8 protein-coding genes are annotated in these 6390 nt (G+C 67.5%); 1 reads left to right on the top strand and 7 read right to left on the bottom strand.

The window, feature by feature from the left end; all coding sequences use genetic code 11:
- From Q0U08_RS16525 to Q0U08_RS16495, 7 genes are all read right to left on the bottom strand, one after another.
- The coding region (locus Q0U08_RS16525) for a glucokinase (protein WP_298092695.1) at positions 1-157 on the bottom strand (157 nt) is incomplete at its 3' end.
- Positions 158-232: 75 nt separating this feature from the next.
- On the bottom strand, positions 233-2053 hold the full coding sequence (edd, locus tag Q0U08_RS16520) for a phosphogluconate dehydratase (protein WP_298092692.1): 1821 nt from the start codon (positions 2051-2053) through the stop codon (positions 233-235).
- Positions 2050-2757, bottom strand: a complete 708-nt coding sequence (pgl, locus tag Q0U08_RS16515) for a 6-phosphogluconolactonase (RefSeq protein ID WP_298092691.1) — start codon at positions 2755-2757, stop codon at positions 2050-2052. Before pgl ends, edd begins: the two co-directional genes overlap by 4 nt.
- Positions 2758-2810: 53 nt before the next feature.
- Positions 2811-4274, bottom strand: a complete 1464-nt coding sequence (gene zwf / locus Q0U08_RS16510) for a glucose-6-phosphate dehydrogenase (protein WP_298092689.1) — start codon at positions 4272-4274, stop codon at positions 2811-2813.
- Between the two features lie 9 nt (positions 4275-4283).
- Entirely contained in the window at positions 4284-5195 is a 912-nt protein-coding gene (gene argC, locus Q0U08_RS16505) for an N-acetyl-gamma-glutamyl-phosphate reductase (RefSeq protein ID WP_298092688.1), read from the bottom strand.
- Positions 5192-5542: an SH3 domain-containing protein gene (locus Q0U08_RS16500; RefSeq protein ID WP_298092686.1), complete on the bottom strand. Its 351-nt coding sequence runs from the start codon at positions 5540-5542 to the stop codon at positions 5192-5194. The genes argC and Q0U08_RS16500 overlap by 4 nt, the downstream gene beginning before the upstream one ends.
- On the bottom strand, positions 5487-5822 hold the full coding sequence (locus Q0U08_RS16495) for a MarR family transcriptional regulator (RefSeq protein ID WP_112382913.1): 336 nt from the start codon (positions 5820-5822) through the stop codon (positions 5487-5489). Before Q0U08_RS16495 ends, Q0U08_RS16500 begins: the two co-directional genes overlap by 56 nt.
- A 270-nt stretch (positions 5823-6092) precedes the next feature.
- Here Q0U08_RS16495 and secG point away from each other — a divergent pair.
- Positions 6093-6390: preprotein translocase subunit SecG (gene secG, locus Q0U08_RS16490; RefSeq protein ID WP_298092694.1), on the top strand; the 298-nt coding region annotated here is incomplete at its 3' end.

Genomic DNA, 6390 nt, shown 5'->3' with positions numbered 1-6390 from the left:
CCTCCGCCTCGAATGCCTGCCATGCGGTTTGCAGCGAGGCATGCTCGGCCGTCTTCTGCGTGCTGACCTCGCCCAGTCTCACCACGCGGCCGCCTTCCACCTCGGCAATGGCGAAGCGGGCGTGGGTGCCTCCGATATCGACGGCTACGACTTCCATTGATCCTCTCCCCTCCTCGCCGCCGCGCGTACATCCCCGGCCGTGCCGTGCCAGGGACGTGCGTGCAGCCTCTTCTTACAGCCCCGCGCCGGCCAGAACGGCGGACGCGCCCTTTTCCGCCTCGTCGGCATGGCTGCGGAACAGCCCGAACAGCTCGCGTCCCATGCCGCTCGCGGCGGGCGGTGCATCGGCCAGCGGCCGTGCCGCCCACTCGGCGTCATCGACCAGCACATCCAGGGTGCCCGCCACCGCATCCAGGCGGATCATGTCGCCGTCACGAATACGGCCGATCGGCCCGCCGCCCAGCGCCTCGGGGCTGAGGTGGATCGCGCACGGCACTTTGCCGCTCGCGCCCGACATGCGGCCATCGGTGACCAGCGCGACCCGGAACCCGCGATTCTGCAGGACGCCCAGCGGCGGGGTCAGCTTGTGCAGTTCGGGCATGCCGTTCGCGCGTGGCCCCTGGAACCGCATGACGACCACCACGTCGCGCTCCAGCTCGCCCGCCTTGAACGCCGCCAGCACGTCCGCCTGGTCGGTGAACACCCGCGCCGGCGCCTCCACCACCCAGCGATCCCGCTCGACCGCCGACACCTTGATGCAAGCGCGCCCGATATTGCCCGACAGGATCCGCATCCCCCCGTCCGCCGAAAACGGCGCCGCCGCCGGCCGCAGGATCGTCTCGTCCCCGCTGTCGCCCACCGGCATCCAGCCCAGCGTATCCGCCTCGTCCAGCACCGGCTTGTTCGCGTAAGCCGACAGATCGTCGCCCGCCACCGTCATGATGTCGCCGTGCAGCAGTCCGGCGCCGAGCAGTTCGCGGATCACGAAGGGCATGCCGCCCGCCGCCTCGAACCCGTTCACGTCGGCAGAGCCATTGGGATAGACCCGCGCGATCAGCGGCACGCTGGCCGACAACCGGTCGAAATCCTCCCAGTCGATGATGATCCCCGCCGCCCGCGCGATGGCGGGCAGATGCAACAGGTGGTTGGTCGATCCGCCCGTGGCGAGCAGGCCGACCGCGGCGTTGACGATCGCCTTCTCATCCACACAGTGGCCGAGCGGACGCCAGTTCTCGCCGCGATGCCCGGTCCCCGCCAGCCGGTGGACGGCGGCACGGGTCAGTTCCTGGCGCAGCTTGGTGCCCGGATTGACGAAGGCGGCGCCCGGCATGTGCAGGCCCATCACCTCCATCATCATCTGGTTGGTGTTGGCGGTGCCGTAAAAGGTGCAGGTGCCCTTGCCGTGATAGGCGGCGATCTCCGCATCGAGCAGTTCCTCGCGCGTTGCCTTGCCTTCCGCATAGGCTTCGCGCACCGCGGCCTTCTGCTTGTTGGCAAGGCCGGTCGCCATCGGACCGCCGGGGATCAGGATCATCGGCAGATGGCCGAAGCGCAGCGCGCCCATCAGCAGGCCCGGCACGATCTTGTCGCAGATGCCGAGCAGCGCTGCACCCTCGAACGTGCCGTGTGACAACGCCACCGCGGTCGCCAGCGCGATCGTGTCGCGGCTGAACAGCGACAGCTCCATGCCGGCATAACCCTGCGTCACGCCGTCGCACATCGCCGGCACGCCACCCGCGACCTGTGCGGTGGCGCCCACCTCGCGCGCCCAGACCTTCATCAGCTCGGGATAGCGGTAATAGACGGCATGCGCGGACAGCATGTCGTTATAGGCGGTGACGATGCCGATGTTCATGCCGCGATCGGCCTTCATCGCCTCCCGGTCCTCGTCCGTGCCCGCATAGGCGTGCGCCAGGTTGGCGCAGCCCAGATTGGGCCGGCGGATCGCCGTCGCCGCCTCGCGCGCGATCAGGTCGAGATAGGCTTGGCGGCCCGGCCGCGACCGTTCGATGATGCGGTCGGTAACGGCGGAGACGGCGGCGTTCAGCGTCACTGTTGGCTCCAATGGATGTCGACGGGCAGTTCCACCTCGGCCAGCACCCGGCCGATCGGATAGGCGGAGGATGCCCCCTGCTTGATCGCGTCCTCAAGCACCTTTTTCTTGGCCTCACCCGAAATGGCGATCATCAGCGCGCGCGCCGACGCGATCCCCGCCCGGCTCAGCGTGACGCGCGCCACGGGCGCCTCGGGCGGCAGCGGATCGGGCATCACGCCCAGCGCGCGCCGCTCCTTGGGACCGTTCAGCGCCTCGTCGAAATCGGCGCCGGGGAAGATCGATGCGGTGTGCCCATCACCGCCCATGCCCAGCAGGCACAGGTCCAGCGGCCAGTGCAGGTCCTGGCACAACGCATCGGCCGAGCGCCCCGCCGCCTTATAGTCCTCGGTCGCCGCCGGCACGATCGGGATCACCCGCGCGCCCTTGGGGATGAAGGTCTTGCCGAGCGCGGTGACGTTGGACAGCGGGTCGCCCAGCGGCACGATGCGCTCGTCGGTCGGCAGGATCGTCACCCGCTTCCAGTCCAGCTTGGCCTTCACCAGCTTTTCATAGATGGGCAGCGGCGTCTTGCCGCCGGCCAGCGCGATCACCGCCGCGCCGCGAGCGTCGATCGCCGCCTCGATGATGAACTGGATATCGCCGGCAAGGGCGTCGGCCATCTCGGCCGCGTCCTCATAATCCCACCATTCGATCTCGGTCATATATCCTGTCCTTGTACATCCGCCGCCGGCCGCTTGGCGCAGCCGGCAACGTATCAATCATCCTGCCACGTCACGCCGTCACGCTCGGTCAGCGCGATCGCGGCGGACGGTCCCCAGCTTCCGCTGGCATAGCTTTTCGGCTTCATCGCATTGGCGTCCCAGCCGGCGCGGATCGAATCGATCCAGGCCCACTGCGCCTCCACCTCGTCGCGGCGCACGAACAGCGTCTGGTCGCCTTCGATCAGGTCGAGCAGCAGCCGTTCATAGGCGATGCGACGGCGCTTGCCGGCAAATTCGGCATCCATCGACAGGTTCAGCGGCACCTCGCGCAGACGAATGCCTTCGCGGTCCAGCCCCGGCTCCTTGGCCATGACCAGCAACTGGATATACTCCTCCGGCTGCAACCGGATGATCAGCGTGTTGGGCTGGAGCAGGCCGCCGCGCCCGGCGAACATCGAATGCGGCACCGGCTTGAACTGGATCGCGATCTCGCTGCGCCGCGTCGCCATGCGCTTGCCGGTCCGCAGGTAGAAGGGCACGCCCTGCCAGCGCCAGTTGTCGACATGCGCCTTGATCGCGACGAAGGTCTCCGTCGAGGACGGCTTGCCCAGTTCCTCGGCATAGGATTTGACGATCTTGCCACCCACCGCACCGTCGCCATACTGGCCGGTGACGGTCACGTGCGGCACCTCCTGCGGCTCCATCAGACGCAGCGAGCGGAAGACCTTGGCCTTTTCGTCGCGGATCGCGGTGCCGTCAAAGCGCGCCGGCGGCTCCATCGCGATCAGCGCCAGCAGTTGCAGGATATGGTTCTGCACCATGTCGCGCAGCGCACCGGCACTTTCATAATAGCCCGCGCGCTCTTCCAGGCCGACCGTCTCGGCAATGGTGATCTGCACATTGTCGATGCCGTGCGCGTTCCAGATCGGCTCGAAGAAGAAATTGCCGAAGCGCAGCGCCAGGATGTTCTGGACGGTTTCCTTGCCCAGATAATGATCGATACGGTACGTCCGCTCCTCGGGAAAGGCGTAGGCGACCGCGTCGTTGATCTCCTTGGACGATTCCAGATCATAGCCGAGCGGCTTTTCCAGCCCGATGCGCACCGTCGCGCCCGCCAGTCCGACCGATTCCAGTCCCTTGATCGTAGACTCGAACAGGCTCGGCGCGGTCGACAGATAGATGGCCAGACCGCCGGACACATCGCCGACCTTTTCGGCCAGCGCCGGGAAGCCTTCCATCGAGGACGCGTCGAGCGCCTGATATTGCAGCCGCTCCAGGAAACCCTTGATCGCGCCCTCGTCCTTGCGGTCGGCAGGCAGGAACGTGTCCAGCGCATGCGCGGCAAATGCGCGGAAGCTGGCATCGTCATGGTCGGAACGCGCAGTGCCCGTGATCGTCAACCCATCCGGCAACAGGCCATCAGCATGGAGGCCGTACAACGACGGCAGCAGCATGCGTTGCGCCAGATCGCCGGTCGCACCGAACAGCAGAAGCTTGCCCACGGGGTTGCGCGTCATGGTGTCTCCTTACAGGACTAGCCCTGCGACCGAGTCCAGCCCGGCCATGATGTTTAGGTTCTGGACTGCCGCCCCCCCGGCACCCTTGCCGAGATTGTCGAGCGTCGCGACCAGCCGTGCCTGCCCCGTGGCGCGATTGCCGCACAGGCGCAAGGTCATCCGATCCGTTCCGGCATTTTCCTCGATGCCGATCGCGCCGATCTCGCCGCTCGCCACCGATACCAGCGGACTGTCGGCATAGGCGCCGGCCAGCGCATCCTCCACCGCGTCCCACTCCGCCGTCAGGAACAGGGGCACCTCCACCACCATGCCCCGATAGGTCGGCACCACGGCCGGCGCGAAGATCGGCGCTTGCGAAAGCCCGGCATGCGCCTGCATCTCCGGGATATGCTTGTGCGCCAATCCCAGGCCGTACGGACGGAATGCCGAGGCACCCGGCGCCTCATATTCCGCGATCATCGCCTTGCCGCCACCCGAATAGCCCGACGCCGCATAGACCGACAGCGCGGCATCGGCCGCCACCAGTCCGGCGCGCACCAGAGGCCGTACCAGCGCCAGGAAGCCAGTGGGATAACAGCCCGGATTGGATACGAACCGCGCCCGCGCGATCTTGTCCGCCTGATCCGGCTCCAGTTCGGCAAAGCCGTAAGCCCAGCCCGGCGCCACCCGGTGCGCGGTGGAGGCATCCACCACCCGCGTCCGGTCGTTGGCGATCAGCGACACCGCCTCGCGCGCGGCATCGTCGGGCAGGCACAGGATCACGAAATCGGCGTCGTTCAACGCTTCCGCCCGTGCAGCGGCATCCTTGCGCCGCTCCTCGGGCAGCGTCACGACCAATAGGTCGCCGCGTCCCGCCAACCGCTCGCGAATTTCCAGACCCGTGGTGCCCGCGGCGCCGTCGATGAAAACGGTCGCGCTCATGCCGCCTCGTCCAGCAAATCGGCATCGACATAGCCGGCCAGCCCCTGCCCGGCCGCCAGCCCCCAGGCCGTACCGCCTGCCACTTCCAGCACCTCGAAGCGGGTGCCGGCTTCCAGTTCGGCCATCACTTCGCTTGTCCTCTCCCGTGCGGCGCGCAAGGCCGTCGCCTGCCGCAACGTGCGTAGCACCGGGGCGGCATAATGGGGGGCGAATACGTATTCGGCGAGGCGCACGTCCGCCAGATCGCCGCGCACCGCATGGGTGCGCGGGTCCAGCCGAATGGTCGGCCCGCTAAGCTGGAACGCCTTGCGGGACGGAGCCGTGCCGGGCTGGGGCGTCGCCTTCACCGATGAAATGCCCGAATTCTTCAAGAAAGTCCGCCCCTTCAGATGTGCGAGCGACGAAGATGTTGCGCTTGTCGCTGTCGTCGCGTTGGCGGCGCAGATAGCCGAGGGCGCCCAATCTGTTCAAGGCACGCGTCACCACCGGCTTCGACACGTTCAAACAGCGCGCCAGACCGCGCACCGTATGCGGGCCGGGGCGCAGATATACAACCATCAACAGGGCCATCTGCCGATTGGTCAGGTCCGGTTCACCGGATCGCACATAATCCACCAGCGCGGTCATCCATACCGCCAGCGACTGGGCTTCGACAGGTGCTGCCACGTTCGCGAATCCACTAGCTGTTCCGGGCGTTTGCCGGGCGTTGTTTCGCAGTCATAACGCCGCTTGGCACGGCAGGTTTCCGTCGAATCGCTGCGTTTGCGTCATGGTCGTGACAGGAAGGTGGCGGATCGCGCCGCCCACTGCCGGTCGTTCCCCCGGTTGATCGCCGGCGACCCCTCGCCTATGTGCGTGCCGTTACACACAAGCTTTGCCCGGGAAATCCAGCCCTCCATGTTCGCCTTCCTGCTCGTCGTTCACGCCATCATCGCCGCGGCTCTGGTCACGGTGATCCTCATGCAGCGGTCGGAGGGTGGCGGACTCGGCATGGGCGGCAGCCCGTCGGGGCTGATGTCGGCACGTGGCGCGGCCGACTTCCTGACGCGCGCCACCGCGGTGCTGGCAACGCTGTTCGTCGGCTTCTCGATCGTGCTCGCGGTGTATGCGGCGACGCGCGCCGCCCCGCAGATCGATACGTCGCTGGCCCGTACGCCCGCGACTCAGGCGGCCCCCGCCGCCCCTGCCCCCACGT

Origin of the sequence: uncultured Sphingomonas sp. (assembly GCF_946477935.1) — a bacterium.
Taxonomy (GTDB): domain Bacteria; phylum Pseudomonadota; class Alphaproteobacteria; order Sphingomonadales; family Sphingomonadaceae; genus Sphingomonas.
This window is presented reverse-complemented; position numbering and strand designations above follow the sequence as displayed.

What these genes read in the sequence shown, in the direction of transcription:
- pgl (WP_298092691.1), bottom strand. Translation starts at nt 2,757, where the DNA reads ATGACCGAGATCGAATGGTGGGATTATGAGGACGCGGCCGAGATGGCC.
- Q0U08_RS16495 (WP_112382913.1), bottom strand. Translation starts at nt 5,822, where the DNA reads ATGACCGCGCTGGTGGATTATGTGCGATCCGGTGAACCGGACCTGACC.
- argC (WP_298092688.1), bottom strand. Translation starts at nt 5,195, where the DNA reads ATGAGCGCGACCGTTTTCATCGACGGCGCCGCGGGCACCACGGGTCTG.
- zwf (WP_298092689.1), bottom strand. Translation starts at nt 4,274, where the DNA reads ATGACGCGCAACCCCGTGGGCAAGCTTCTGCTGTTCGGTGCGACCGGC.